Origin of the sequence: Microbacterium sp. SLBN-111, assembly GCF_049739645.1 — a bacterium.
Classification (GTDB): domain Bacteria; phylum Actinomycetota; class Actinomycetes; order Actinomycetales; family Microbacteriaceae; genus Microbacterium.
In genome coordinates this window covers 180,419-205,039 of record NZ_JBMGQH010000001.1, presented here as the reverse complement: position 1 = coordinate 205,039, position 24,621 = coordinate 180,419, and the positions used below count along the sequence as shown (strand labels likewise).

The following is a 24,621-nucleotide window of genomic DNA, read 5'->3' as shown; positions in this document are numbered from 1 at the left end:
GATCCGCGGGGTTACCCGCGCGAAACCGGCGCCCCCGTAGAGTGGCTCGCGTGCTGGAAGAGGAGTACGAGAAGAGTCGGCGGAGGCTGCCGACGCACCTGCGGCGTGCACCGGAGCCGGAGCGACCGTTCTCGTACGTGATCCGACCGGCGACCGAGGGCGACATCCCCGACATCCGCGAGATCTACAACTACTACGTCCGCAACTCGGTCGTGACGTTCGACGAGAAGCCCTGGTCGATCGCTAAGTGGCGCGAGAAGTTCGAGAAGCTGAAGCAGATCGACCTGCCGTTCCTCGTCGCCGAGGCGCCGAGCGGGCAGATCCTCGGCTACGCGCTCGTGCAGCCCTGGCAGTCGAAGTCGGCGTACCGGTACACCGTCGAGAACTCGATCTATCTGGGCCAGGCGGCCTCCGGCAAAGGCCTCGGACGGGCTCTGCTGGAAGCGCTGATCGACGCGTGCGCCGAGAAGGGGATCCGCGAGATGGTCGCGGCCATCAGCGACAAGGGGGCGGAGGCGTCGATCGCCCTGCACGAGAAGCTCGGGTTCACCGAGGTCGGCCGGATGGGGCGCGTCGGCTTCAAGTTCGGCCGATGGCTCGGCGTCGTCTACCTCCAGAAGAGCATCCCGTCGAAGAAGAAGCGCCGGAAGCTGTTCGGCTGACGTCGGGTCAGCGCCCGCCCCTCTTCGGCGTCGCGGACTGACGGACCTCGTCGACGAGCGCCCGCCACGGCCCTTCCACCTGTCCGTCGCCCAGCTGCGCCCGGTGTGCCCGAGCGTCGCCCTCGTCGACTTCGATGCGCCACTGGTAGCGGTCGGCGCCGGTGGATGCCGCGGGCACGGCGTCCCACGGGCAGCTCTCGACGAGCCGCCGCCAGTGCGGTCGGTGATCGGGTTCGGGTTCGGCCCGCCACTGCTTCGACAGGCCGGCGATGCCGCCCGAGCGCACCACGACGATGACCATCCGGTCGTCGCCGCTCGTGTCAGGCTCTGGCATCCTTCGCGACGCCCACCCCTGCCCACGCGGCGCGGACGGCGTCGACCTCCTCCGACGTCCCACCGTACTCCGCGGTCGCCGTGGCGAGCGTGGCCGCCGCGAACGCTGCGAAGTCGGCGGCGGGCAACAGTGACCCGGAGGTCAGCGTCCGGTACCAGATCGACCCTGCCCGCTCCCACGCGTGGCCGCCGAGCCGGCTCGCCACGAGGAAGAACGCGCGATTGGGGATGCCGGAGTTGATGTGCACGCCGCCGTTGTCGTCGGAGGTCTCGACGTAGTCGCGCATGTGCCCGGGCTGCGGGTCCTTGCCCAGCACGTCGTCGTCGTACGCGGTGCCCGGCGCCGACATCGAGCGCAGGGCCGTCCCCTGAACGGCCTCGGCGAAGATGCCGGCGCCGATGAGCCACGAGGCCTCGTCGGCGGTCTGCCCGAGGGCATGCTGTTCCGCGAGAGCGCCGAACACGTCCGAGAGGGACTCGTTCAGCGCGCCCGACTGCCCCTGGTACTCCAGGCCGCCGGCGGCCTCGGTCACGCCGTGACCGAGCTCATGGGCGATCACGCTGAGCGACCGCGTGAAGCCGGTGAACACGTCGCCGTCACCGTCGCCGAAGACCATGCGCTCGCCGTTCCAGAACGCGTTGTCGTAGTCGTCGCCGAAGTGCACCGTCGCCAGCAGCGAACCGCCCGCGCCGTCGATGCCGTCGCGCGCGAACGCGTCCCAGAAGAAGTCGAACGTCGCGCCGAGCCCGTCGTACGCCTCGTCGACCGACCGGTCGCCGGTGGGGCCGTCGTCCTCGGTGCGCACCCGGCGGCCGGGCAGCCGCTCGGTGTTCGCGGCATCCGAGATCACGCGATCGGGCGCGGGGACGGTCTCGGCCACGAGCGCCCCCTCGTCGATGGACAGGCGCAGCCGTGTGCGGACGGGGCGCGCGGGACGCGGGACGGTGAGGGTCTTGCGGGCCGCGGCCGCGGCCCGCGCGAGGCGCGGATCGTCGGTTGTCGCGAGCCGATCGAGGAGGAAGGGGGGAACGATGCCGGGGGTCATGCGGCGAGGCTAACGCGGGCCACCGACACATCGGTACTCACGTGGCATCCCTTGTGGAGAACCGGCGAGCGAGGTCAGGCGTACACCTCGGCGAAGAACGTCGTCGTCGCGGCGGCGCGCACGTCGATCCTCACGGAGGTCACGCCGGACAGAGGTGCGGCGTCGTCGCCGATCTCGATGCGGTGGGCCTGTTCGTCGCACGCGATGTCGGTCTGGAGGCCGACGCCGGAGCCCTCGGCGCTCACGGCGATCTCGACGGATGCCGTTCCCCCGCCGAAACAGCGGATCTCGGCTGCGCTCGCGGTCGTCGGCTCCTCCGACCCGAGGGTCACTCCTTCGGGTGTACCGCCGACCGACGCCGTCGTGTCCCCCGTGAGCCCCATGACCGAACCCCAGACGCCGGGACTGTCCGAGCGCGCCGCGGAGACCTGCGCCAACCACGTCTGCGCCGCGGCGTCGTCGACGTCGTCCGCCGCGCATCCGGAGAGCAGGACGGCGAGCGCGCAGACCGGGCCGACGCGGAGGAAGCGCTTCATGCGCTCACCCTAACGCCCCGTCCCCTCGCCGTCGGGCCTCACGCGGGGAGGGTGGGCACCGACGCGAGCAGCTGTCGCGTGTACGCCGCCTGCGGCTGCAGGAGGACCTTCTCGGTCGGTCCCTGCTCGACGATCCGGCCGTCCTTCATCACGACGACCTCGTCGCACACGTTCTGCACCACCCCGATGTCGTGCGAGACGAGTACGAGCGTCAACTGCTGCTCGGCACGCAGGTCGGCGAGGACCCGCAGGATCTGCGCGCGCACCGTGACGTCGAGGGCCGACAGCGGCTCGTCGCCGACGAGGATGCGCGGGCGGTGCACGATCGCGCGGGCCAGGGCGATGCGCTGGCGCTGGCCCCCCGAGAACTGGTGCGGGAAGCGGTCCGCGGCATCCCGGTCCAGACCGACCTGCTCCAGCACCTCGCGCACCCGCGCGCGTCGGTCGCCCTCGACGCCGAGCGCCCACAGCGGCTCCCCGACGATGCGGCCGACGCTCATGCGCGGGTCGAGCGAGGCGTACGGGTCCTGGAACACGATGCCGGTGCTCCGCCGCAGCCAGTGCAGCGAGCGCGCCGAGCCGCGGGCATCGACGGGGCGTCCCTCCACCTCGACGGTGCCGCCCGTGGGGATGTCGAGCCCGAGCAGGAGGCGCACGAGGGTGGACTTGCCCGACCCGGATTCGCCGATGATCCCGACCGCCGTGCCCGCGCGGACCGAGAGATCCACATCCTGCAGGCCGGCGGTGCGTTCGGCGCGGCCGAATCCGCGTGTGCGGGGAGTCAGGTACGTCCGGGACAGGCCCCGGGCGTGCACGATCACGTCGCTCACGGTGCGCCCTCCTCCCCGCGTCGGATCTCCGGATGCCACAGCGTCGCGGTCGCGTCCCGCAGCAGCGCCCGCGTGACCGGCGACGCGGGGGAGCGCAGCAGCTCCGCCACCGCGCCCTCCTCGACGACGCGTCCGTGCTCCAGCACGACGGCGTGGGTCGCGACCTGCGCGAGGACCGCGAGGTCGTGCGTGATGAAGACCAGCGACATCCCGGCATCCTGGACAAGAGAGCGCAGGAGCGAGAGGATGCCGGCCTGGATCGTCACGTCGAGCGCGGTGGTCGGCTCGTCGGCGATGAGCAGCCGGGGACGGCACGCGAGGGCCATCGCGATCGCGACGCGCTGGCGCTGGCCGCCGGAGAGCTGGTGCGGATACCGCGACACGATCCGCGCGGGGTCGGGGAGCGCGACGCGTTCGGCCTCCGCGACGGCGCGGCGGAGCGCCTCGCGCCGCGAGACGCCCTCGTGGATCCGGATCGACTCGCCGATCTGACGCCCGACGGTGCGGATGGGGTTCAGGGCCGTCCGCGGCTCCTGGAAGACGATGCCGATGTCGTCGCCGCGCAGACGGGCGAGCTCGCGGTCGGGGAGCCCGAGGATCTCGCGGCCGTTCCAGCGGATGCTTCCCGTGGCGCTCGCGGCATCCGGGAGCAGGCCCAGCACCGCGAGGGCCGTCAGGGACTTGCCGGACCCGGATTCGCCGATGAGTCCGACCCGGGCGCCGTCCGCGACGGTGAAACTCACGCCGTCGACGACCGCACGCCCCCCGATCTCGATGCGCAGGTCCTCCACCTCGAGGCTCACGCGACCACCCCCGGGACGTGCGTCCGGGCCTGCGGCGTCCGGTCGGAGAGGGTCGGATCCGCGGCCTCGCGCAGCGCGTCGCCGAGCAGGTTCAGACCGAGCACCGTGAACGTGATCGCGAGGCCGGGCCAGACCACCGTCAGCGGGTGGACCGAGATGTACGACTGGAGGTCGCTCAGCAGCACTCCCCACGACGGCTGCGTGATCGGCGCACCGAACCCGAGGTAGGACAGACCGGCCTCCGCCAGCACCGCGACGGCCATGCCCCACGACAACTGCACGATGAACACCGGCGCGACGTTCGGGAGCAGATGCCGGACGAGGTTCTGCGCGGGGCTGAGCCCGCTCGCGCGCCCGGCCAGCACGAAGTCGCTCTGCAGCACGCGGCGCAGCTCCGGTCGCGTCACGCGCGCGATGTTCACGCCGAACCCGATCCCCACCGACCAGATGACGACCGCGAGCGATCCGCCCCAGACGGCGGTGATCATCATCGCGATGATCAGCACGGGGAACGCGACGAGGATGTCGACGAGCACCGCCACGCTCTCCCGCACCCACCGCGCCGTGAGAGCGCCGAGGGCTGCGAGCGCGAGACCGAGGAGGGATGCCACGACCCCGGCGCCCACCGCGACGACCACGGTCGTCCGAGCCCCCGCCATGAGCAGGCTCAGGAGGTCGCGCCCGCTGCCGTCGGTCCCGAGGACGTGCGGCCAGGACGGGTCGGTCCAGCGGGCGCGCGCGTCGACGGTCCCGGGATCGAACGGGGTCCAGACGAGCGAGACGATCGCGGTGAGGAGGATCACGGCGACGACCAGGATGCCGAAACGCCCCGTGCCGATGCCCCACAGGCGACGCAGCGTCCTCATGAGGCCTCCCGCTGACGGGGGTCGAGCAGACGGTGCACGAGGTCGACGAGGAAGCCCACCACGAGGACGAAGCCGGTGAGGGCGAGCAGCTCGCCCTGGACCTTGGGGAGATCCCGGGCCGCCACGTCGGCGACGAGCATCCGCCCGATCCCGGGGAGCGTGAACAGCTGCTCGATCACCACTGCGCCCACGATGATGCCCGCGATCTGCAGGCCGAGGACGGTCACGACGGACAGACCGACGTTGGGGAGGCCGTGCGACAGCAGGGCGCGCGTGCGCGTGAGGCCCTTCGCTGCGGCGGTGCGGACGTAGTCCTGTCCCATCGCCTGCAGCGTCGCGCTGCGGACGAACCGCAACAGCATCGCGCCCTCGACGACGCCGATCGTGACGGCGGGGAGGACGAGCGCGCGGATCGCCGCTGCCGGGTCGCGCCACCCCGAGCGCGGGAAGCCCTGCGGCGGCAGCCACCCGAGCCACACGGCGAAGACGACGACGAGCATCATGCCGGCCCAGACCACCGGGACCGCGGCCAGCGCCTGCGCCCCGACGCTCAGGGCCGTCCCGTCCGCGCGACCGCGGCGCAGCGCCGACAGCACGCCGAAGGGGAGACCGACCACGAGGGCCACCGTGAGCGACATCGCGGCCAGCGGGACGGTGACCTGGGCCTTGTCGGCGAGCTCGGAACCCACCGAGACGCCCGTGATGAGCGACGTGCCCAGGTCACCGCGCAGCACACCGCCGATCCAGTCGCCGTACTGCTGCCAGAGCGGCAGCGTGAGCCCGAGCTTCTCGCGCAGCGCGGCGATCTGCTCGGGCGTCGCCTGCGTCCCGCCGAGGAGCAGCGCGACATCACCGGGGAGGACCCGCAGCGACAGGAAGATCAGCACGCTCGACACGGCCAGGCCCAGAACGAGCAGGCCCAGCCGTGTCAGCGCGTAACGGGTCACTCCGACGAGACCGTCACGCCCGCCAGCGGCAGACGCACGTTGAGGGAGTTCTTCGGGAAGTTCGCGACGTTGTCGGCCACCGCGGTGAGCGGGGTGGAGAGGAACAGCCAGTCCGCGGCATCCTCGTCGGACACGATGCGCGCGGCCTCCGCCAGGTAGTCGGACGACTGCTGCTCGTCGGTCGTGGCGAGGGCCTGCGCGTACAGGCTCTGCACCTTCGGGTTGTCGTAACCGAAGTAGTACGTCGGGTTGGCGAAGTTACCGAAGTCGCGGGCCTCGACGTGGCGCACGAAGCTCAGGTCGTAGTCGTGGTTGGTGTAGACGTCCTTCAGCCACGTGGGGAAGTCGACCGACTTCACCTCGAGCTTCACGCCGACGTCGGCGAACGACGACACCAGGAACGTGGCGATCGTGCCCGGGTAGACGCTCGGGATCGTCAGCGTCAGCGACAGGTTCGAGGCGCCGGCCTCGGCGAGGAGCTGACGGGCGCGGTCGGGGTTGTACGAGATGCTGCCGGAGAGGTCCTCGTAGCCCGGGTCGAGCGGCGGGATCGGGCCGTACAGCGGCTGGCCCGAGCCGAGCGTATCGATGAGCGCCTGGTGGTCGATCGAGAGGCGCAGCGCTTCGCGCACGCGCTGATCGTTGAGGGGCGCACGCGCGTTGTTGAAGGCGAGCGTGCCCTTGTCGGTGGTCAGACCCGACTCGATGTGGAAGCCCGCGGCTCCGTCGAGCTGGCCCTTCAGCTCGGGGTCGATCTCGAGCGCCGCGTCGACGTCGCCGCTGACGGCCGCGTTGATGGCGGCGCTCTGGTCGGGGATGTAGTCGAGCACGACCTCGGCCACGCCGGCCTTCTCGCCCCAGTAGGCGTCGTTCCGGGTGAGCGTCAGGCTCTGACCGGTGTTCCACGACGAGACGGAGAAGGGCCCGGTGCCGTTCGTCGAGGTCTCGAAGTTGGTGGTGTCGTTGCTCTTGAAGATCAGCCCGGCCCGGCCGGTGAGCGCGAAGAGGAAGTTGATGTCGGGCTGCGCGAGCGTGATGACGACCGTCGTCGGATCGGTCGAGGTGATGGAGGCGACCCCGGCGAGGTCGCCGCTGCTCTGGACGGACGCGTCGTCCTTCGCGGTCTGGAGCGACGTGACGACGTCATCGGCGGTCAGCGCGCTGCCGTCGTGGAACGTCACGCCCGGACGCAGGGTGAAGGTGTAGGTGAGGCCGTCGGGCGACACCTTCCAGTCCGTCGCGAGCTCGGGGACGATGGCGTTGCCGTCATCGCCGTTGCGGGTCACGAGGCCCTGGTAGACGTTGTCGACGAGCGCCTGGTCGAGCGCGGCGCCGCTGGTGTGGCGGATGTCGAGGTTCGACGGTTCCAGCGACAACCGGACGGTCAGGGTGGCGTTCGGGTCGGGGACGCCGGTCGCCGTGGGCTGGGACGTCGTCCCGGTGCAGGACGTCAGCAGGAGAGCTCCGATCAGGAGCGCGCTCGTGGCGAGAGCGGTACGGCGCAGCATTGCGGGAGTGTCCTTTCGCAAGACCCACGGCATCCGAGTGCTGTGGAGCCGTGGGGTGGGGTGGATCCAGCCTACTTTCACCCGTTGCTCCGGGTGCCCGTGTGACCTCCCGCGACGCGCTCTCAGGCGCGCTCGAGCCGTTCGCGCACCAGCGCCGCGAGGCTTATGGGGTCCTCCTCCTGGACGTTGTGCCCGGTCGCCACCGTCCGGACTTCCGCGTCCTGCGCCCGCCGGACGAGTTCGTCGGCGTCGTCCGCCGTGACGAAGCCGCGCTCGCCGCGGACGAAGAGGATCGGGGCGCGGACCGCCTCGATGTCGTCCCAGCCGGTCGATGCGAGCACCGCCCGCACGGCATCCGGGGTTCCGAGGTCGGCACCGCTCGCCGCGGCGGCCGCGGCCAGGTGGGCGAAGTGATGCTTCCACTCCACACGCCCGTCCGGGCGCACGCGGGTGTTCAGGAAGACGCCGCGTTCTGCGGCCTCGCGCGCGCCTCCGAGCCCGAACGACAGCGCCTTCTCGACGAGTTCGTCGCGCGTGGCCCAGTCGGTGGGGCCGGCGAAGAAGGCGCGCAGCTGGGCCGGGCCGCCGCTGGGATCGATGCCGGGCGTGATGTCGACGATCACGACCTGCGCGACGAGATCCGGACGGGATGCCGCCAGGGCGGCGGCCGTGAGGCCGCCCAGCGACTGCCCCACGACGACCTGCGGACGGTCCGTCCACGCTTCGAGCGCCGCGGCGACATCGGGCGCGAGCACCCGACCGACGTAGGCGGCATCGTCACGCCACGACGAGTCGCCGTGCCCCGCGAGGTCGAGCGCGAGGGCCGGCACGCCCAGGTGGAGGAGCGTCGTGTCCCACGTGTGCGCGTTCAGTCCCGCGCCGTGCAGGAACGTGACGACCGGCGGGGCGTCGCCCCAGCGCAGCCCGCTGAGGGTGCGTCCGTCCGGCAGCGTGAGGCTCACCCGGGCGACGGGCAGGACGTCGACGCCGGCGCCGGCGGCCTGGGCGGGGAGGAAGGAGAACTCGTCGGTCTCGGGCATGCCGCCCAGCCTTCCACCCGGTTCCGTCGGTCGCCAGCGCGCGGACTCCGACGGACACACGGGACCCTCCGGGATTCGGATGCCGCCCGGCCCGGCGTCCGAGGACCGCCCTAGGCTGTCCGCATGAGCGAGGAACGACGCGTGCACCTGTCGAAGAAGGCTCCCGAGGCGTATGCCGCGCTGCGGTCGTTCTCGAAGGCCGTCGGGGGCGTCGCGGCCGCCGCGGGCATCGACGCGCGGCTCCGCGAGATCGTGCAGATCCACGCGTCGCAGCTCAACGGCTGCGCGTATTGCGTCCGCGTCCACGTGGACGGGGCGGTGGCGGCGGGGGTGGATGCCGACACCATCGCGCAGATCGCGACCTGGCGCGAGTCGGGGGTGTTCGACGAGCGGGAGCGCGCGGCGCTCGAACTCACCGAGTCCTTCACGTTCATCCACGAGGACGGCATCCCCGACGAGGTGTACGACCGGGCGGGCGGCATCCTGAGTGAAGCGGAGTACGTCGCGCTGAGCTGGATCCTCGTGGCCATCAACGCCTTCAACCGCGTCGCGATCGCCGGGCGGTACCCGGTGCCGCCGCGCGGCGGCGCCGGTGCCGCGCCATCGCCGGTGGCGCCGGGGGACGGGCGGAGCGCGTGACCTCGCTCGTCTCGGGTGCGCTGAACTTCCGCGACGTCGGCGGACTGCCCGCCGGCGAGGGACGCACGCGTTCGGGGGTGCTCTACCGCTCCGGCAACCTCGTGCGCGTCGACGACGCCGGACTGCGCACGCTCGACGGCCTCGGCCTGCGGCGCATCGTCGACCTCCGTGACGACGACGAGGTGAGGTGGGAACCCAGCCGGCTCGACGGCCTCGACGTCGAGGTGCGACGGGTTCCCCTGTTCCTGGGGTCGGTCGAGTCGTTCTTCGAGCGGGACGTGAGTCTGGGCGAACTGTACGACGAGCTCGTCGAGGGTTCCGCGGACCGCATCGTCGACGCCGTGCGCCAGATCGCGGGCGCGCAGCCCGTGCTCATCCACTGCACCGTCGGCAAGGACCGCACCGGCGTCACGGTCGCGATCGCGCTCGCCGCCGCCGGGGTGGACCGGGACGCCGTGGTGGAGGACTACGCCCGCACCGAGGGGCTCCTCCCCGCAGAACGCAATCGTCGGGTGGTGGCCGGCATCCGGTCGCTGCATCCCGAGATCCGGCACGCCGAGGAGCTGGCCACCCGCTCTCCGGCACCCGTCATGCGGGCGCTGCTCGAACGACTCGACGCGAGGTACGGTTCGCCCGCCGACTTCCTGCGGACGCACGGTCTGACCGAGGTCGAACTCGATCGACTGCGAGCCGCGCTCATCGAGTGACGGCCGCGCCTCCAGGGGCTCTACACAGGTTAGGCAACCCTTCATCGCGGGTATAGTGGATGCCATCATGTCCACCTCCGCCGAGCACAACACCACCGCCTGCCGCTCCTCGCGCCACACGCGCGTGCAGCACCTCATCACGGCCGACGAGACGTCGCTCGCCGAGATGGAGGCGCTCCTGGCGACGCTGCCGATCTGCTCGACCGGCCGCATCTTCGTGGAGGTCCCCGACGCGTCGTGGATCACCACGATCTCGGCGCCGGCGCGGATGACGGTGACCTGGCTTGACCGCTCGCGTCGTGCGGGGGCTCCCGGCACGGGTCGGGCGTGCGCGCCCGGTCAGGCTCTGACGCGGGCCGTCTCGGGGTGGGCCGGCGAGATGCTGTGCTGCGACGATGACGCCACCCGCATCTTCCTGACCGGCGGGTACCTCGGAACGGCGGAGATCGTCGACGACCTCACGTCGCGTCACGGCGTCGACGCAGCCGCGATCCACACGCCGGAGCGCTTCGGTCTCGCTACCGCCCGCTGAGGTCCTGCGCCGCGACGCGCGGCCCGCGTTTCACGCTCCGCGCGGGACGTAGTTCCCCTCGACCAGCCCGGCTTCGATCTCGAAGCGGTTTCGCAGCGGATCCCGCCCCGCGAAGAGGTACAGCACCGGCATGAGGAAGCCGTAGCGGCGCCACTGGCGCGCGTGCACGGCCTCGTGCCCGAGGACGGCGTCGCTCGGGGGCACGTCACCGGTCAGGAAGCAGTCGCCGACGCACACCCCGCCGCGCGGGAACGCCCACGACGGGAGCCCGCGGAAGACCCAGAGGCCGTTGCGGCGCTCGATGCGCCCGGTGCTCCACAGCGAGCCCCAGACCCAGCCGACCGTGCGGCCGTACCAGAACCCGACGCGGCTGACGGGGGAGTCCAGCAGCACCGACGGGATGAAGCGGTCGAAGCGGCGGCCTCGGGCGACCGCGCGGTCGGCGCGCTCGCGCCACCCGGCGGGCGGACGGGGGATCGGGCTCACGCGAGCGCGCCGATCAGCCGAAGGATCGTGCCGAGGTCGTCGACCGCCGCGGCCGGAGACGACGGGAAGAACTCCGAGATCGTGGCGCCCGCGAGGGGCACCCGCTCGCGAAGACGGCGGAGGGATGCCACGATCTCGGCCGCCGTGACACCGAAAGGCACGGGGCTCGCGACGCCCGTGATCTCCGACGGATCCAGGACGTCGAGGTCGATGTGGACGAAGACGCGGGAGGCGCCCGTCGCGGCGACGGCCTCGGCCAACGCCTCGGGGTCGGCGAGATCTGTCACGCCGACCGTGCGGATGCCGTGCTCCTGCACGAACCGCTCCTCCTCGGCATCCCAGGCCCGGGTGCCGGCGAGCACGACGCGGCCCGGGTCGATGCCCGGGGTGAGGCGGACGACCGGCTCTCCCTCACCGAGGATGCTGCGCAGCACCATTCCGGTGAAGGCGCCGCTGGGGGAGGACGCGGCGACGTTGAGGTCGGGATGCGCGTCGATCCACACGAGGGCGAGGTCGTCACCGGCGATCGCGGACACCGCGCCCAGCGCGACGCCGCAGTCGCCCCCGATCGTCACGACGGGCTCGGAGCTCGCGCGGACGGCCTCCTCGATGCGCTCGCGCATGCGCACGACGGCGCTCAAGCGGTGGATGCCGCTGCCCTGGGAATCGCCGGCCTCGCGCGGGGCCTCCAAGAAGGTCGTTGCGGCGCGCGGCAGGTCGCCGGCGATGGCTTCGGCCCCGTCGATCAGCTGCATCGCGCGCGAGGACGACGAGCCCTGCCACTGCGGGGCGATCACGAAACGCGTCATGGCCTGCCTGTCGGAAGGAAGGGAGGAGCGCACCGCCGGACGGCGGTGCGCTCCGGGGGTGATCAGATGTCGGTGCTGGGAGCGTCGATCGCGGCGCGCTGCGGGCCGCCGGTCTTCAGCGCGGCCAGACGCGCCTCGACCTCGGTGAGCTCGCCCACGTCCTCGAGCGCGTTGAACTGCGCGTCGATGCTGGACGCGGCCAGTTCCTGCTTGCCGGCCGCGAGGGCCTCCTCGCGGCGGATCTTGTCCTCGAAACGCCCGAGTTCGCTCGTCGGGTCGAGGACGTCGATCGACTTCACGGCGTCGTGGACCTTGTTCTGGGCCTCGGCGACCTTGGCGCGGGCGAGGAGCTCGCTGCGCTTCGACTTCAGCTGCTCGAGCTTGGTCTTCATGCCGTTGAGGCCGTCCTTGAGCTTGTCGACGACCTCGGTCTGCGACGCGATCGTGGGCTCGGCGGCCTTGGCCTCGGTCTCGGCGGTGATCTGGCGCTGCAGCGCGATCTTGGCGAGGTTGTCGAACTTGTCGGCCTCGCTCGCGTTGCCGGCGGCGCGCAGTTCGTCGCCCTTGCGGCTCGCGGCGAGCGCCTTGTTGCCCCACTCCGCGGCGGCCTGGACGTCTTCCTGGTGGTCGCGCTCGAGCAAGCGCAGATTGCCGATGGTCTCGGCGATCGCGGACTCGGCGTCGGCGATCGAGTTGGAGTAGTCGCGAACGAGCTGATCGAGCATCTTCTGCGGGTCCTCGGCCTGGTCGAGGAGCGCATTGATGTTCGCGCGGACGAGGGTCGAGATCCGACCGAAGATGGACTGCTTGGCCATGCGGGATTTCCTTCCTGAGGCGACCCTGTCGAGTCTGGTGCCGGTTTCTACGAGTTTTCTGTGACGACCCGGGGAAGTCGGGGGAGGAGCTTCAGAAGCGACCCCCTCCCGCGCGAGAGCGTGAGCCGCCGGACGAGAAGCCGCCCGAGCGCCCGCGCGATCCGCCGCCTCCGCCACCGAAGCCGCCGCCGCCGAGCATTCCGCCCAGACCTCCCAACCCGCCCCCGCCGAAGCCTCCACGCGATCGCGATCCGCCGAGGAGCGCGTTGACGGCGATGCCGCCGAGGATGGCGCCCATCATGTCGCCTCCGCCTCCGCCGCTTCCGCCGCCGAACGCGCCGACGTCGTTCTGCGCCAGCGACGCGGCCTGCCCGGCCAGGGTCGCGGCGCGCTGGGCCGACTGCAGTGCGGCCGCGGGGTCGGCGGCTCGCAGCTGCTCGGCCTGCACGAGCGCGGCGCCGGCTTCGGCCAGCCGCGTCCGCGCGGTCGGCCCGACGGCGCCGCGACGCGCGGAGATGAAGTCCTCGGTGGCGGACACCTGCGCCCGGGCCTGCACGAGAACGCCGTCGAGCTGCGACTCCGCGCGCTGACGCCGCTCCGCCTCATCGCGCGCGGCGCCGAGCACGGCGTCGATCGCGGTGTTGCCCTGCTCGAGCGCGGCCAGCGCCTGGAGTGGAGACGTCCTGGGCGGGGCGAGCGCTGCGCGGCCGGCGTCGAGCTGCGCCCGTGCGGTCGCGACCGCGCCGGCGATGCGGCCGTCCGCGTCGGGGAGGGCCGCGGCGGCGGCGAGATCGCCCTCGATCTCGGCGATCAGATCCGCGGCGCGCTGCTCGGCGGCCGCGAGATCGGTCGCGAGCGACGGAATGGCCTTCTCGAGCACTTCCGCCTGGGCGACGGCGGCCTCGCCCGTGCGGATGGCGACCGCGGCCTCACCCGTCGAACCCGCGGCTATCGCCTGATCGGCCGCGGCGAACTGCTGCGTCGCCACGTCGAGGCGCGCCCGTGCCTGGCTCGGGTTGTCGGCGATCGATCGCAGGGCGTCGTCGGCGTACCTCTCGCCGAGGGCTGCCAGAGCGCTCGCCGCGCCCTCGAGGGCGGCCGTCGCAGCGGCCTGCCGCTCGCGCGCACGGGCCAGCGCGGCCGGAGCGTCGGCCTCCAGGGCGCGGAGCTCGTCGAACGCGGCGGCCTTGGCATCCAGGGCTTCGTCCGCCGAGCCGCACAGGTGGAGGATCTCGGTGTATCCGGCGCGTCGCTGGTCCTCGGTCTCGGGGACGTCGTCGTCGAGCTGCTGCTGGATCGTGAAGGCGCGGTCGAGGTCGGCCTTCGCCTGGGCGAGCGCCTCGGCGTACGGCGCGGCGGCCGCATCGCCGAACTGGGCGCGCGCGAATCCGAGCTCCTGCTCGCTGGTCTTGAGGGCGTCGTCCGTCGCGACGAGCGCGGACCCGGCGCGGCGCGCGAGGTCATCGGTGCTCTCGGCGGGGGCCGTCTTCGCGGTCGCGCGGCGGCGTCGGAGGAACAGCCACAGCAACCCGCCGCCCAGGGCCAGCACGAGGAACACCACGAGCGCGATCAGCGCGACGTCGGGTCCGCTGCCGGCCGGGGTGGGCGGCGTCGGCTTCGTGGCCTGGGCGGCCGCGGTGATCCCCGTCGCCGCCGCTTCTGCGGCCCCGGCGTAGTCCCCGGCTGAGAGGGCCGGTTGGATGCGCTCCTGCTCGATGGCGGTGAGCTGGTCCGCCGTAAGGGCTCCGGCATCCACGTTCCCGGAGAGGTAGTACGCCCGCCCCTGCACGGACACCGCCAACAGGTACTGGTGGGGGCCGAGGTTGTTGCGGTTCGCCGTCTCGTTCGCCCAGTCCGCCGCGGCCGTCGGTTCGGTGAAGTCGTCGACGAAGACGACCCACATGTCGAGCCCGGTCTGCTCCGCGAGGCGCAGCATCCGCGACTGCACCTCCGCCTCCTGCCCGTTCGTCAGCACGTCGGCCTGGTCGAGGACGTAGCTGGACCCGAGCGGAGGAGGCGGCACGGCCCACGCCGGTGCGGCCAGACCGAGGACGGACACCGCCGCGACCACCAGACCCGCAATGATCGACGCCGCCTTCGGCTTTCGCATGCATCCCCCTTCGGCGCTGAGGCCCCCACTCTATAAAGCCCCTCGGACACCCGGGAAGGCTCGGCGCGTCCGCCCTGAGCGCACGGGCGCGGCGCATAGGCTCGGGCGTTCGGAGGTACCCCCATGGACGATCGTTACGGCACCGACGTGCTCGCGCGCGGCTGGCGCGACGCCGGTCGGAAGAAGGCCGCCCAGGTCGCGGCATCCGTCGATCTCGTCGTCGAGGTCGCCGGCGACGGATTCTGCGGAGCGGTGACCCGTCTCGAAGGCATGCACGTCGAGCTGGAGGACCGCCTCGGCAAGCGTCGGCTCTTCCCGCTGGGCGGCGGGTTCCTCGTCGACGGCGAGCCCGTCGTGCTCGTCGCGCCCGCGGCGGCGCCGAAGGGACGCACACGGACGGCCTCCGGGTCGTTCGCCGCCTCGGACCAGCGCGCCCGCACGGCACGCGCGAGCCGGATCTTCGTCGAGGGCAAGCACGACGCGGAGCTCGTCGAGAAGGTGTGGGGCGCGGACCTCCGCGCCGAGGGGGTGGTCGTCGAGTTCCTCGAGGGCGTCGACCTCCTCGAGCAGACCCTGGATGCCGAGCCCCCGACGGCCGAACGCCGGTACGGCGTGCTCGTGGACCACCTCGTGCCGAACTCGAAGGAGTCGCGCATCGCGGAGAAGATCGCGCGGGGCCGCCACGGCGCCCACGTGCGCATCGTCGGCCACCCGTTCGTGGACGTGTGGCAGTGCGTCACCCCCCGCGCGCTCGGGATCGCCGCGTGGCCCGAGGTGCCGCGCGACATCGAGTGGAAGGTCGGGGTCTGCCGCGCTCTCGGCTGGCCGGCTGAGGAGCAGGCCGACCTCGCCCGGGCGTGGCAGCACATCCTGTCGCGCGTGACGACCTTCCGCGACCTGGAGCCGGCTCTGCTCGGCCGGGTCGAGGAACTCATCGACTTCGTGACCGTCCCGTGAGCGGCCGGAAGCCGCGCGAGCAGTCGCGCGACGAGCAGGGCGGACCCGACGGGGCCTCGCCTACCCTGGATGCTATGGAGACGCCCGTGTACCGCGACCGTCCGGTGTCGTTCGTGCGCCGCAGCGGTCGGATGTCCGAGGCGCAGGATCGCGCGTGGGCCGAGCTCTCGCCGTTCTACCTCCTGCCGGTGGAACGGGATGCCGCGGCCACCAGTGTCCGGCCCGGCTCGGCCGTCGACCCCGCCGAGGTCTACGGGCGCCGGGCTCCGCTGATCGTCGAGATCGGCTCGGGCCAGGGCCACCAGATCGTCGCGGCCGCGTCGTCGCGGCCCGACGCGGATTTCCTCGCCGTGGAGGTGTTCTCGGCCGGTATCGCGCGCACGATGCTCGATGCCGACCGCGCGGGGCGCCCGCAACCTGCGGCTCGTCGAGGCCAACGCCCCCGAGGTGCTCGAGCACCTGCTCCCGGCGGCATCCGTCGACGAACTGTGGGTGTTCTTCCCCGATCCGTGGCACAAGAAGAAGCACACGAAGCGCCGCCTGGTCGCGCCCGAGTTCGCGCGCATCGCCGCGCAGGCGCTGCGGCCCGGCGGAACGCTGCGGCTCGCCACCGACTGGCAGGACTACGCCGATCAGATGCGCGCGGTCCTCGACGCCGCGCCCGACTTCGCGCGCGCGTTCGCGGGGGAGTGGGCCGACCGCTTCGACGGCCGCGTCCTGACCGCTTTCGAGCGCAAGGGGATCCGGGTCGGCCGCGACATCCGCGACCTCGCCTACACGCGCCTCGCGCCGTGACCGCGCACGCCGCCCCGCCCGAGCGCGTCCGCCGCACGTGGACGTCCGCGCTCGTGCCGACGGCGTTCGTGTGTCTCGCCGCTCCCGTGCTGTTCGTCGCCCAGATCGTGTGGCTCGGGTGGATCGTGCTGGCGGTGGCCGTGGCATCCGCGGTGCTCGTCGACCGACGCGCGGGGACGCCGATCGTGCCGGATCGGGATGCCACGCCCCGGCCGAGCGTCGCGCGCGACGTGTTCCTGGTCGCGCTGGGCCAGTTCGTGGTGAGCCTCATCCCGCTGAAGGCCGAACTCGACGACGCCGCGTTCGTGCGGTTCACCCTCGGCCTCGGCGGCGCGGTCGTGCTGCCCTACGTGATCTCGCGGTTCGTGTTCCGCGACCGCGCGATCGGCTTTCCCTGGCGCGGCGGAGGCCGCTGGACGTGGTGGCAGTGGGCGTGGCTGGGAGGAGTGCTGGTCCTCGGCTGGCTGATCCTGCCGTTCTACTTCATCACCTCGGGCGTGTACACGAACTGGCCCGTGGTCGACACCCCGTCGCTCATCGGCCGGCTGTTCGTCGGCGTCGGCGCGGTCGGCATCTGGGACGAGCTCTTCTTCGTCTGCACCGTGTTCGTGCTGCTCCGCCGCCACCTTCCCGACCTCACCGCGAACGTTCTGCAGGCGGTCGTGTTCGTGTCGTTCCTGTGGGAGCTGGGCTACCAGGCGTGGGGGCCGGTGCTGACGATCCCGTTCGCCCTGGTCCAGGGTTTCCTCTTCCTGCGCACCCGCTCGCTCGGCTACATCGTCACGGTGCACCTGCTGTTCGACGCCGTGGTCTTCGGCGTCCTGGTGCACGCGCACAACCCCGGTTCCCCGTCGCCGTTCCTGCTCTGACGGCGCCCGCGCGAGGGTTCCCCCACCGATAAACGCGATCCCTGGCAGGAAACGGGTCGGGACGACGTTTCTCCCCGTGAATCGCGTTTATCGCGTGGGGGTGGGGGCAGCACGGGCGCCGCCACGGGGCCACTGACCAGGCCATTTCCTGAATGTCAACCGGGAAGACGGGTTGACGGCATCCGGTACGATTTGGGCCAATGCACTTGTCCGGGCCGGACACCGTCGTCAGTAGCCCACTTCTTCCTCCCTGTGTGAAAGGTTCCGAGTGAGCGCACCGCCGAGCGAGCTGGTCCCCACGGTCCGACCGGCCCCCACCGACGATCGCCTCGCGCCGCTGCGCGACCGCGGGCGGCGTCTCCTCGACTCGCGTTTCGCGCGCGCGCTGCGCCAGTACGGCGAAGACGTGCTGCGCGCTCCGCAGGGCGTGCAGCCCATCGAGCGCGGTTCCTTCACGCGTGTGCTGCTGCTGTGGGCCATCGCCCGTACGGTGAACTTCGGTCTCCTCTGGGGCTTCTACTCGATCGCCAAGGCCGCGCGCTGGGGCTTCGGTCCCGACGGCGAGCGTCTCGGCACGTTCTTCGACTACCTCACCGGGTGGGATGCCGATCGCTACGGCCAGATCGCGGCGCAGGGCTACCCCATGTCGCTGCCGATGAACGTCTCGGGCGACATCCTCCCGAACAACTGGGCGTTCCTCCCCGTCTTCCCCTACCTCGTGCGCTTCCTCTCCGGCGCGACGGGCCTCGGCTGGCAGCCGGTCGCGGTGCTGATCAGTCTCGCGGCGGGCCTCGGTGCCACGTGGGTGCTGTTCGTGCTGCTCCGCACCGTGACCAAGCCGCGCGCCGCCTGGTGGTCGGTGGTCTTCTTCTCCTTCGCCCCGATGTCGTTCCTGTTCGTCCTGGGCTACAGCGAGGGTCTGTTCATGCTGCTGGTCTTCAGCGGCATGCTCCTCGCAATCAAGCGCAAGTACCTGTGGATCCTGCCGCTCGGACTGATCGCCGCGTACACGCGCCCCGGCGTCCTCGCGCTCGGGCTTGCGCTCGGCATCCTGTTCCTCGTGCGGTTCTTCCGCCGCCGCGTCGACCCGTTCCCCGTGCGCGAGTGGGCGTCCCTGATGGCCGCGGGCCTGACGATCGCGGTCGCGGGTCTGTCGTGGAGCCACATCGCCCAGGAAGTCACGGGCACGAAGAACGCCTACATCCGCACCGAGTTGGGCTGGTGGCTGGACTACGTCGGCAACGACGGCTTCGTCCCCTTCACCCCGTGGTTCCGTCAGGCGGGCACGCACCTCGGTGTCGTCGGCATCATCCTGGTGATCGCGCTTCTCGTCGCCTTCGTGGCGCTGATGTGGTCGCGTCCGGTTCGCCGCCTGGGGCTGATCGTGGTCTCGTACATCTTCAGCTACGGCGTGTACATCTTCGCGGTGTTCCTGCCGCAGCAGAGCACGTTCCGTCTGCTCATGCCGATGGCCCCGATCCTGGCCGACGACCGGTGGTCGTCCACGCCGCGGCGGCGGACGGCGATCCTGGTGGGATGCCTCGTCCTCCAGGCCGTGGCGATCCTCCTGCTCTGGACGCGCGGCAACCCCTGATCGCGCGGAAATGACGAGAGGGCGGGCGCTGATGCGCTCGCCCTCTCGCGTTCCGGCGCGTCAGTCCGGACGGCCGCCCGGGTCGATGGCATCCACCATGTCCTGTTCGGCGGCGTTGTCCGCCTCGGGTTCGGCGGTCCCGGTCGGACCGTCGACCGCGTCGGCGCCGGACGGGTCGGGCGAGGGCTCGGGCGGGAGGGGGACCGTCGGCTCGTCGGGAGTCGGTGCCAGCGGTTCGGCGGGGATGCCGGGCGACGGTTCGTCGGGGGTGACGGGGGCGTCGGGAGCGGTGGGCGGGTCCAGGGGTTCCGGGGTGGAGAGAGTCATGCCTCCAGCGTTCGCGGTGGACGAGCACTTCGCGAGGGCCTACCGATCGAGGGCCGGAGGGTGTAGCCGTGCCGTTAGGCTCGTCGCGGGGACAAACGCGAGGGAGTGCCGTGTCCACAGCTCACGAGGTGACGCGCCGCGCAGCCATCGACCAGTACCGCATCGTCGGTGCGCTCCCCGAACCCGATCTGCAGGGCCTCGTGGAGCTCGCGGCGACCGTGTGCGGAGTCTCCACCGCGGTCATCAACATCATCGACGACCGCGCGCAGCACCAGGTGGCGGCCGTCGGCGTGCAGGCGGCATCCTGCTCCATCGAGGACTCGATGTGCGCCGCGGTCCTCGTCGATCCGCGGCGCGTGGTCGTGCCCGATGCGCGCGAGGACGCGCGCTTCCGCGACAACGCCTTCGTCACGGGGGTCATCGCGTCGGTGCGGTTCTACGCCTCCAGCCCGCTCATCACGCCGTCGGGCGTCGCGATCGGTACGCTGTGCGTCTTCGACGACGAGGTCGGACAGCTCTCGGATGCCAGCGCTCGGGCCCTCGATCTCCTCGCGCACCAGGTGATCGACGTGCTCGAGCTGCGCCGGTTGACGCGCGATCTCGCGGAGTCGAACTCGCAGCTCGAGCAGTTCGCGGCGCAGGTGAGTCACGACCTCCGGAACCCCCTGACGGCCCTGTCGGGGTTCCTCGAGCTCGCCGCCGACAGCCCCGAAATGGTGGACGCCCCGCGGGCCGCGCGCTCCCTCGCCCGCGCCGAGTCCGCGGCCGCGCGCATGACGTCCATGGTCACCGACCTCCTCGACTTCGCCCGCGTGGGTGGCGCCCGCCCGCGCTTCACCCGCGTCGACGTCGGCGAGATCGTCGACGAGGTGCTCGAGGACCTGGACGGCGCCGTGGTGGGCGCCGGTGCGGAAGTGATCGTGGATGCCTCGATGTTCGTCCGCGCGGACGACACGCTGCTGCGCGTGCTGCTGCAGAACCTCATCGCCAATGCCGTGAAGTTCACGGTGGCTGCCGGGCGCACGCCACGGGTCTTCGTGACCGTCCAGGAGATGCCCGACGGGTGGCGCCTCCTCGTGGACGACAACGGCGACGCGGTCGACCCGGCGCTGCGCGACCGGATGTTCGAGCCGATGCAGCGCGGACACGACGCCGAGGTGCAGGGCATCGGGATCGGACTGGCCACCTGCCGGCGCATCGCGCAGGCGCACGGCGGTCACATCGGACTGGACGAGTCGCCCGCGGGCGGCACGCGGGCGTGGGTCGTGCTCCCCGCGGCCGTCTGAGCGCCTAACGGTCCGTGTGCGCCCGCGCAACCACCGTGCTCCGGTACGGCTCGCGCCCGTAACGTGGACGTCATCCGGTCGGGAGTCCGGGCCCCCGGCCGTGCCTCCCCGCCCGGCGACCCGGAGGTGTTCCCGATGGCGCGCAACGTCCGCCTGCTCCACTGCCCGCCCGAGGCCGTTTTCGACGTGCTCGCGAACGGCTGGCTCTACCCGCTGTGGGTGGTCGGGGCATCGCGCATGCGCGACGTGTCGGAGGAGTGGCCGCGCGAGGGCGCGGAGCTGCACCACTCCTTCGGCTCGTGGCCCGCGCTCGTCAACGACACGACGGTCCTGCGCGTGTGGGATCCGCCGCGCCGAGCGGTCCTCGAACCGCACGGGGGCCCGATCGGCATCGCGCGCGTGGCGATCGACGTCAAGCGCCGGGGCGACGGATGCGTCGTCCGACTCCAGGAGGAGCCCGTGACCGGCCCGACGAAGCTTCTTCCCGACGTCGTCTTCGACGCGATCACACGGTGGCGCAACGCCGAGACGCTGCACCGTCTCGCGTACCTCGCCGAGGGCGGGGCGCCCGGGACCACGGGTGGCGCGGCGGCGATCGGACAGGCCTCGACCGCGGAGAAGGAGCCGATCCAGCGATGAGCGAACGGTACGACGCGATCATCGTCGGCTCGGGGCCCAACGGCCTCGCGGCGGCGGTCACCCTCGCCCGCGCCGGGCTCTCCGTCGCGCTGTACGAGCGGCAGACGTCGCTCGGCGGCGCCGCCGCGACCGGGGAGCTCACGCTCCCGGGGTTTCGACACGATCTGGGGTCGGCGGTGCACCCTCTCGCGCTGGAGTCCTGGTTCTTCCGCGAATTCGGGCTCGACCGTCGCGTGCCGTTCGTCCTCCCGGAGGTGTCGTTCGCGCACCCGCTCGACGGGGGTCGGGCCGGGCTGGGGTACCGCGACCTCGAGCGCGCGGCGGAGGCCATCGGACGCGACGGGGCAGCCTACGCGCGGCTCATGAAGCCGCTCGTGTCCCACGTCCGCGGAGTCGCGGACTTCACCGGCAACGCCCTGCTCCGCATCCCCGGCGACCCGCTCGCGGCGTTCTACTTCGGCATCCGGTCCCTCGAACAGGGCGGGCCCTGGTGGAACGCGCGATTCCGGGAAGACGTCGCACCGTCGATGATCACGGGGATCTCGGCGCATTCGATCCTCGCGCAGCCCGGTCTCGCCGCGGCGGGAGCGGGTCTCGTGCTCGCGACCTACGCCCACGCGCGCGGCTGGCCGATCCCGGTCGGCGGCAGTCAGTCGATCGCCGACGCCATGATCGCCGACTTCCGCGCGCACGGGGGTGTCGTGCACACCGGCGTCGACGTCGCGGACCTCCGTCAACTCCCTCCGGCCCGTGCGGTGCTCCTGGACGTCACGCCGCGAACGCTCGTCGGACTGGTGGGAGATCGGATGCCGTGGGCCTACCGCCGCGCGATGGAACGCTTCCGCTACGGCGGCGGGGTGGCGAAGATCGACTTCGCGCTGTCCGCGCCGGTGCCGTGGGCCGATCCGGACGTCGCACGGTCGGGCACGGTGCACGTCGGCGGTACCCGCGCCGAGATCGCCGCCGCCGAGAACGCGGTGGTGCGGGGCGAGATCCCGGACGCTCCGTACGTGCTCGTCTCGCAGCCGTCGCTCTTCGACGCCACGCGCGCGCCCGAGGGGCGCCACGTGCTGTGGGCCTACACTCATGTTCCCACCGGGAGCACGGTGGACCGGGAAGAGGCCGTGATCGCGCAGATCGAACGGTTCGCCCCGGGATTCCGGGACACGATCCTCGCCACGTCGTCGCGGACGGCGACGGACATCGCGACGTGGAACACGAACTTCCCCGGGGGCGACATCTCGGCCGGGGCGCCGTCCCTCCTGCAGCTCGTCGGCCGCCCGGTCTACAGCCCCGACCCGTGGCGGACGCCGCTGCCCGGGATCTACCTGTGCTCGGCGTCGACGAGCCCCGGTCCGGGTGTGCACGGCCTCGCGGGGTGGCAGGCAGCGCTCAGCGCTCTGCGGCACGAGTTCGGGACGCGCCTGCGTCCGGATCTCAGCCCGCGCCCGGACCAGCTCGCGCCGGTCTGATCCGCGCCCGGCCGTGCGGCGCGCACGCGCACGCGCACGCGCACGGCCGAGCGGGCGCTCGGTCAGCCGATCTCGCCACCGGGCGACGCGTCGGTGTCGGCGGATTCGTCGGCGTCCTGCTGTGCTGCGGCGCCCTCGTCGGGCGACTCCGACCCCGCGCCGTTCGAGTCGGGGTCGGGAGCCGCGCCGTCGTCGGGACGGTCGGATGCGGTGTGGTCGGTCATGGGAATCCCTTCGTCGAGCGCCGATCGTGGCGACGCGGGCGACGGTTCCACAGCGTCCGAGCGCTGTCCAGGGGGTGGCGCGGTCAGATCGGGGCGACGCCGTAGCGTTCCGCGAACTCCGCGCGGGCGGCATCCTCGATGTCGTCGGCCTCGTCGCGGAGGTCGACGATCGGGGCGGCGCTCACAGGTACGGCGCGAGCGCGCCGGCGGTCAGGGCGAACGCGAGGGCAGCACTGCCGGCCGCGGTGGCCAGGACGACCGTCGCTCGTTCGGTCCGGCGACGCCGTTCGGCATCGGCCGGGTCCTCGGTCGAGCGGAGCGAGCCCTTGGCCTTCTCGAGAGTGTCGTAGCGGCCGATCGGAACGCCGTGCGCGTCCCGCGCGACGAAGCCTCCGGTCACGCTGTCGACACAGCCGTAGTACTCGCCGCCGCGGTGCGCCACCCAGAACCCGGAGTCGACCTTGGCCCACAGGACGCGCGGGACCGCGAGGGGGACGAGCGAGGCCGCCGTCGTCGAGATCGACATGTCACGCCGCCGATCGGAGAGACGTGCGACGGGGCGCCGGCGCGGAAGCGCGCGCGGGTGCGGTCGGGGACGGGATCTCGACGTCGAGCGCCACGATGAGGCCCGCGGAGGAGTTGGCCATGTCGGCCATGTCCTTCAACGTCGGGGAGTGGAGCTGCTCCGGCTCCGCGCTCTCGAAGACGAAGCGGAGGGCGATCGCGGGCTGCAGCCACAGGGTGGAACGACCGGGGGTGCCGTCGACGTGCGTCCAGCTGAGCGTGAAGCTCTCGCCGCGGCGGAGCTTGGTCGCGACGACCACCTTGATGTGCGCGAGGAGACGGTCCGAGATGCGGACAGGCTCCGGCGTGGTGCCGTAGTAGAGGTGACCCACGAGGAACTCCCTTCGTTGCTTTAGCTGTATGAAGAACATACTCGCTTAGTAACTAGTTTGTCGAACTATTTGTTTCGTTGTATGATCGGCAGATCGAGAGCAAGGGGCCACCACCATGACAGACATGCGTGCGGTGTCACCGAGCCTCGCTCCCGGCGAATCTCGCGACGCGAACACCTACTGGTACGGCGAAGAGCCGGCCGACCGGCGCGTTCGCAGCAAGGCCGTCCTCGAGGCCCTTCGCGTGTATCGGGCGGCCGAGCTCGCCATGCGTCGTCGTACGCGCGAGTCGATGTCGATGGGGGAGAACGAGCTTCTCGTCCTGCGCTACCTTCTGCGCGAGCCGAACCGACAGGTGCGCCCCGGTGAGCTCACGCGGTATCTGGGGCTGTCCACGGCATCCACGACCGCCATCCTCGATCGGCTGGAGCGCTCGGGTCACATCACGCGCGTAGCGAACCCCGACGACCGCCGCAGCATCTTCGTCCAGGCGACCGACCGTGCCCACGCGGAGGTCCGCCAGACCCTCGGCAACATGCACGACCGCATGCTCGCCGCCGTGATCGACATGTCGCCGGAAGAGTCCGACGTCGTCGTGAACTTCCTCCACCGGATGAGCGATGCGGTCGACGGCGTGGCCGTCGACGCCGGATCCCCCGCGTCGCCGTGATCTACGTGCTCGTCGGCGGCCCGCGCGACGGACAGCATGTGGATGACCTGCCGCGCGGCTATCGCCTGAGTCTCGACGAACCGGCTCCCGAACGGTTCGCCGAGTTCGAAACGGTGCGCGCCGTGTGGTTCGAATTGGACGCCCGCATGTTCCGGTCCGCGCAGCGGCGTGATTGACGCGCGCGTATCCCACCGTTCGAGCCCGCGCAAGCCGCCCCCTCGCG

Annotated in this window: 29 protein-coding genes and 1 pseudogene; 13 read left to right on the top strand and 17 right to left on the bottom strand. The window is 71.9% G+C overall.

Translation table 11 applies throughout. From position 1 onward, the window contains the following. Nucleotides 1-50 precede the first annotated feature (50 nt). The gene (locus RKD05_RS01040) at nucleotides 51-662 is read left to right on the top strand and encodes an N-acetyltransferase family protein (RefSeq protein ID WP_424707480.1); all 612 of its coding nucleotides are present in this window, start codon (nucleotides 51-53) and stop codon (nucleotides 660-662) included. A gap of 7 nt (nucleotides 663-669) precedes the next feature. Here RKD05_RS01040 and RKD05_RS01035 read toward each other — a convergent pair whose 3' ends face one another. The 9 genes from RKD05_RS01035 to RKD05_RS00995 all read right to left on the bottom strand — a co-directional run bounded on the left by RKD05_RS01035 (nucleotide 670) and on the right by RKD05_RS00995 (nucleotide 8,571). Continuing rightward, complete coding sequence (locus tag RKD05_RS01035) at nucleotides 670-996, bottom strand: protealysin inhibitor emfourin (protein WP_424707479.1); 327 nt, start codon at nucleotides 994-996, stop codon at nucleotides 670-672. After that, on the bottom strand, nucleotides 983-2,041 hold the full coding sequence (locus RKD05_RS01030; RefSeq protein WP_424707477.1) for a M4 family metallopeptidase: 1,059 nt from the start codon (nucleotides 2,039-2,041) through the stop codon (nucleotides 983-985). The genes RKD05_RS01035 and RKD05_RS01030 overlap by 14 nt, the downstream gene beginning before the upstream one ends. Nucleotides 2,042-2,115: 74 nt before the next feature. Beyond that, complete coding sequence (locus RKD05_RS01025) at nucleotides 2,116-2,577, bottom strand: hypothetical protein (protein ID WP_424707476.1); 462 nt, start codon at nucleotides 2,575-2,577, stop codon at nucleotides 2,116-2,118. A 38-nt stretch (nucleotides 2,578-2,615) separates the two neighbouring features. Then, nucleotides 2,616-3,407 carry an ABC transporter ATP-binding protein gene (locus tag RKD05_RS01020; RefSeq protein WP_424707475.1) on the bottom strand — a complete coding sequence of 264 codons (792 nt, stop codon included), beginning with the start codon at nucleotides 3,405-3,407 and terminating at the stop codon, nucleotides 2,616-2,618. Beyond that, on the bottom strand, nucleotides 3,404-4,210 hold the full coding sequence (locus tag RKD05_RS01015) for an ATP-binding cassette domain-containing protein (protein WP_424707473.1): 807 nt from the start codon (nucleotides 4,208-4,210) through the stop codon (nucleotides 3,404-3,406). Before RKD05_RS01015 ends, RKD05_RS01020 begins: the two co-directional genes overlap by 4 nt. Further along, on the bottom strand, nucleotides 4,207-5,076 hold the full coding sequence (locus RKD05_RS01010) for an ABC transporter permease (RefSeq protein ID WP_424707472.1): 870 nt from the start codon (nucleotides 5,074-5,076) through the stop codon (nucleotides 4,207-4,209). Before RKD05_RS01010 ends, RKD05_RS01015 begins: the two co-directional genes overlap by 4 nt. Continuing rightward, the gene (locus tag RKD05_RS01005; RefSeq protein WP_424707471.1) at nucleotides 5,073-6,023 is read right to left on the bottom strand and encodes an ABC transporter permease; all 951 of its coding nucleotides are present in this window, start codon (nucleotides 6,021-6,023) and stop codon (nucleotides 5,073-5,075) included. Before RKD05_RS01005 ends, RKD05_RS01010 begins: the two co-directional genes overlap by 4 nt. Next, complete coding sequence (locus RKD05_RS01000) at nucleotides 6,020-7,531, bottom strand: ABC transporter substrate-binding protein (RefSeq protein ID WP_424707470.1); 1,512 nt, start codon at nucleotides 7,529-7,531, stop codon at nucleotides 6,020-6,022. Before RKD05_RS01000 ends, RKD05_RS01005 begins: the two co-directional genes overlap by 4 nt. A gap of 122 nt (nucleotides 7,532-7,653) precedes the next feature. Then, complete coding sequence (locus tag RKD05_RS00995) at nucleotides 7,654-8,571, bottom strand: alpha/beta fold hydrolase (protein WP_424707468.1); 918 nt, start codon at nucleotides 8,569-8,571, stop codon at nucleotides 7,654-7,656. 123 nt (nucleotides 8,572-8,694) lie between these two features. Between RKD05_RS00995 and RKD05_RS00990 the strand changes: the two genes are divergently transcribed. From RKD05_RS00990 to RKD05_RS00980, 3 genes are all read left to right on the top strand, one after another. Then, nucleotides 8,695-9,210, top strand: coding sequence for a carboxymuconolactone decarboxylase family protein (locus RKD05_RS00990; RefSeq protein WP_424707467.1), 516 nt, complete (start codon nucleotides 8,695-8,697; stop codon nucleotides 9,208-9,210). Beyond that, nucleotides 9,207-9,917 carry a tyrosine-protein phosphatase gene (locus tag RKD05_RS00985; protein WP_424707466.1) on the top strand — a complete coding sequence of 237 codons (711 nt, stop codon included), beginning with the start codon at nucleotides 9,207-9,209 and terminating at the stop codon, nucleotides 9,915-9,917. The genes RKD05_RS00990 and RKD05_RS00985 overlap by 4 nt, the downstream gene beginning before the upstream one ends. A 67-nt stretch (nucleotides 9,918-9,984) precedes the next feature. Beyond that, on the top strand, nucleotides 9,985-10,449 hold the full coding sequence (locus tag RKD05_RS00980; protein WP_424707464.1) for an SIP domain-containing protein: 465 nt from the start codon (nucleotides 9,985-9,987) through the stop codon (nucleotides 10,447-10,449). A 30-nt stretch (nucleotides 10,450-10,479) separates the two neighbouring features. Here RKD05_RS00980 and RKD05_RS00975 read toward each other — a convergent pair whose 3' ends face one another. The 4 genes from RKD05_RS00975 to RKD05_RS00960 form a co-directional block, all read right to left on the bottom strand. Further along, nucleotides 10,480-10,935 carry a Fe-S oxidoreductase gene (locus RKD05_RS00975; protein WP_424707463.1) on the bottom strand — a complete coding sequence of 152 codons (456 nt, stop codon included), beginning with the start codon at nucleotides 10,933-10,935 and terminating at the stop codon, nucleotides 10,480-10,482. Further along, nucleotides 10,932-11,744 (bottom strand): arginase family protein, encoded by an 813-nt coding sequence (locus tag RKD05_RS00970; protein WP_424707461.1) that lies wholly within the window; start codon nucleotides 11,742-11,744, stop codon nucleotides 10,932-10,934. The genes RKD05_RS00975 and RKD05_RS00970 overlap by 4 nt, the downstream gene beginning before the upstream one ends. Before the next feature lie 62 nt (nucleotides 11,745-11,806). Next, on the bottom strand, nucleotides 11,807-12,559 hold the full coding sequence (locus RKD05_RS00965; protein WP_063258075.1) for a PspA/IM30 family protein: 753 nt from the start codon (nucleotides 12,557-12,559) through the stop codon (nucleotides 11,807-11,809). Between the two features lie 91 nt (nucleotides 12,560-12,650). Beyond that, nucleotides 12,651-14,669 (bottom strand): TPM domain-containing protein, encoded by a 2,019-nt coding sequence (locus RKD05_RS00960; protein WP_424707459.1) that lies wholly within the window; start codon nucleotides 14,667-14,669, stop codon nucleotides 12,651-12,653. A 123-nt stretch (nucleotides 14,670-14,792) separates the two neighbouring features. On the opposite strand from RKD05_RS00960, the gene RKD05_RS00955 reads away from it, so the two are divergent. The 4 genes and pseudogenes from RKD05_RS00955 to RKD05_RS00940 all read left to right on the top strand — a co-directional run bounded on the left by RKD05_RS00955 (nucleotide 14,793) and on the right by RKD05_RS00940 (nucleotide 18,884). Beyond that, complete coding sequence (locus RKD05_RS00955) at nucleotides 14,793-15,626, top strand: DUF3097 domain-containing protein (RefSeq protein WP_424707457.1); 834 nt, start codon at nucleotides 14,793-14,795, stop codon at nucleotides 15,624-15,626. A 74-nt stretch (nucleotides 15,627-15,700) separates the two neighbouring features. Beyond that, nucleotides 15,701-16,421 (top strand): annotated as a pseudogene (trmB, locus tag RKD05_RS00950) (tRNA (guanosine(46)-N7)-methyltransferase TrmB). Next, the gene (locus RKD05_RS00945; RefSeq protein WP_424707456.1) at nucleotides 16,418-17,290 is read left to right on the top strand and encodes a CPBP family intramembrane glutamic endopeptidase; all 873 of its coding nucleotides are present in this window, start codon (nucleotides 16,418-16,420) and stop codon (nucleotides 17,288-17,290) included. Before trmB ends, RKD05_RS00945 begins: the two are co-directional and overlap by 4 nt. Before the next feature lie 268 nt (nucleotides 17,291-17,558). Continuing rightward, nucleotides 17,559-18,884 carry a hypothetical protein gene (locus RKD05_RS00940; RefSeq protein ID WP_424707455.1) on the top strand — a complete coding sequence of 442 codons (1,326 nt, stop codon included), beginning with the start codon at nucleotides 17,559-17,561 and terminating at the stop codon, nucleotides 18,882-18,884. A gap of 60 nt (nucleotides 18,885-18,944) precedes the next feature. Here RKD05_RS00940 and RKD05_RS00935 read toward each other — a convergent pair whose 3' ends face one another. Next, nucleotides 18,945-19,211, bottom strand: coding sequence for a hypothetical protein (locus RKD05_RS00935; RefSeq protein ID WP_424707454.1), 267 nt, complete (start codon nucleotides 19,209-19,211; stop codon nucleotides 18,945-18,947). A 110-nt stretch (nucleotides 19,212-19,321) separates the two neighbouring features. On the opposite strand from RKD05_RS00935, the gene RKD05_RS00930 reads away from it, so the two are divergent. The 3 genes from RKD05_RS00930 (at nucleotide 19,322) to RKD05_RS00920 (ending at nucleotide 22,608) form a co-directional block, all read left to right on the top strand. Continuing rightward, nucleotides 19,322-20,497, top strand: coding sequence for a sensor histidine kinase (locus RKD05_RS00930; protein ID WP_424707453.1), 1,176 nt, complete (start codon nucleotides 19,322-19,324; stop codon nucleotides 20,495-20,497). Nucleotides 20,498-20,632: 135 nt separating this feature from the next. Then, complete coding sequence (locus tag RKD05_RS00925; protein WP_424707452.1) at nucleotides 20,633-21,136, top strand: SRPBCC family protein; 504 nt, start codon at nucleotides 20,633-20,635, stop codon at nucleotides 21,134-21,136. Beyond that, nucleotides 21,133-22,608: a phytoene desaturase family protein gene (locus tag RKD05_RS00920; RefSeq protein WP_424707451.1), complete on the top strand. Its 1,476-nt coding sequence runs from the start codon at nucleotides 21,133-21,135 to the stop codon at nucleotides 22,606-22,608. The genes RKD05_RS00925 and RKD05_RS00920 overlap by 4 nt, the downstream gene beginning before the upstream one ends. Before the next feature lie 62 nt (nucleotides 22,609-22,670). On the opposite strand, the gene RKD05_RS00915 is transcribed toward RKD05_RS00920, so the two are convergent. From RKD05_RS00915 to RKD05_RS00905, 3 genes are all read right to left on the bottom strand, one after another. Continuing rightward, nucleotides 22,671-22,832 carry a hypothetical protein gene (locus RKD05_RS00915; RefSeq protein WP_022880282.1) on the bottom strand — a complete coding sequence of 54 codons (162 nt, stop codon included), beginning with the start codon at nucleotides 22,830-22,832 and terminating at the stop codon, nucleotides 22,671-22,673. Between the two features lie 181 nt (nucleotides 22,833-23,013). After that, a complete protein-coding gene (locus RKD05_RS00910; protein ID WP_424707449.1) occupies nucleotides 23,014-23,358 on the bottom strand; it encodes a hypothetical protein in 345 nt (114 codons plus the stop codon). A 1-nt stretch (nucleotide 23,359) separates the two neighbouring features. Then, the gene (locus tag RKD05_RS00905) at nucleotides 23,360-23,728 is read right to left on the bottom strand and encodes a hypothetical protein (protein WP_424707448.1); all 369 of its coding nucleotides are present in this window, start codon (nucleotides 23,726-23,728) and stop codon (nucleotides 23,360-23,362) included. A gap of 115 nt (nucleotides 23,729-23,843) precedes the next feature. Between RKD05_RS00905 and RKD05_RS00900 the strand changes: the two genes are divergently transcribed. Both RKD05_RS00900 and RKD05_RS00895 read left to right on the top strand, forming a co-directional pair. Then, nucleotides 23,844-24,398 (top strand): MarR family winged helix-turn-helix transcriptional regulator, encoded by a 555-nt coding sequence (locus tag RKD05_RS00900; RefSeq protein WP_424707446.1) that lies wholly within the window; start codon nucleotides 23,844-23,846, stop codon nucleotides 24,396-24,398. Then, nucleotides 24,395-24,574, top strand: coding sequence for a hypothetical protein (locus RKD05_RS00895; protein WP_063258062.1), 180 nt, complete (start codon nucleotides 24,395-24,397; stop codon nucleotides 24,572-24,574). Before RKD05_RS00900 ends, RKD05_RS00895 begins: the two co-directional genes overlap by 4 nt. The last annotated feature ends 47 nt before the right edge of the window (nucleotides 24,575-24,621 follow it).